This window comes from Bradyrhizobium sp. CAR08 (assembly GCF_052871955.1).
The window spans coordinates 1-1,204 of sequence record NZ_JBIXJX010000081.1; the positions used below are offsets into that span (position 1 = coordinate 1).

Consider the following 1,204-nt stretch of genomic DNA (forward strand, 5'->3'; position numbering starts at 1 on the left):
AGAGCCAAGCTGACGGGTGAGTGGGATTTTCCGCTCGCAGACGCCGCAACCGATGCTGCCGAAATGACGTATATCGATTGGGCGTACTGGTACTACAAGTTGGAGAAGCCGACGCTAAAAGCGGAAAATGGTGTATCGGAGGTTCTCTTTTTGAACGACAAGTCCATCGTAAATCTGCCAGATGGTTTCCAAAAGGACACCTCTGTCACGCTAGGCGCGGCGGGCGATTTGATGCCCCTAGATGGAATTGAATTGTCGAAAAACATACTTTTTGAGAGCATTGCCGATGTTCTCTTCGACGTTGATATCTCCTTCGCAAATTTCGAGGCTCCGGTAACGGAGCAGAATTTTGAAAGGTCAGTCGTTCCTCCGCGAGATCCAGAAAATTGCACGCTACTGCGTACGTCAGTCGCTCAATTTTCCGCTCTGGCTGGACACAAAGGCAAATATTTCACCGCTCTTAACTTTGCAAACAACCACAGCTTTGACTTGGGAGTGGCCGGCCTTGAAACCACTCAAAAGCTTTTCGCCCAACATGAAATTATCGGTATCGGTACTCCCACGCATCCGGACGAATACGGCCGCGCAAATATTATCAGCAGAGCTGGAATAAAGATCGGATTCGTTTCAGTTACGTTCGGCCTCAATAATCGCCGCGTTCCGGAGCCTGAGGCCTATCGTATTCATACTGCGAAACTCGTCTCGAAGTACGTCCAGCCGGATCTGCAATTGCTCGAGAAGCAAATTGCTCATTGCAAGAAAGAGGCTTGCGATTTCATGATCGCTTCCATTCATTGGGGTTATGAGTTCGAATTTTTTCCCCGTCACAGACAAATCGAGACAGCTCACGAGTTGGTCGAACTAGGGGCGGATGTGATCCTTGGTCATCATCCACACGTCATCCAGCCTATTGAGTACTATCGTACGAAAAGGGATCCGAATCGCGTTGCCGTTATTGCTTACTCCTTGGGAGGTTTGACTTATGATGCCGGATGGAACGCTGCCTCTCACTTGGCACTAAGTATGACGCTGAAGATGAGTCTGGCGAAGGGCCTTACCGACGGTGCCAGCCGTACTTACATCGAAAGCGTAGAACCTGTCCCCGTGTTCCCGAAGGTATTTTGCCAGAATGGTACGAAATTAATGCGTCTTGAAAAACTAGAGGCGCACTTGGGCGAAAACAGCGCTCGTGGCGCCGATGAGG

The 1,204-nt window shown here is 49.9% G+C and carries 1 protein-coding gene; it reads left to right on the forward strand.

The window, feature by feature from the left end; genetic code table 11:
- On the forward strand, positions 1-1,204 hold a 1,204-nt coding region (locus tag ACIPUD_RS39785), incomplete at both ends, for a CapA family protein (RefSeq protein ID WP_446482992.1).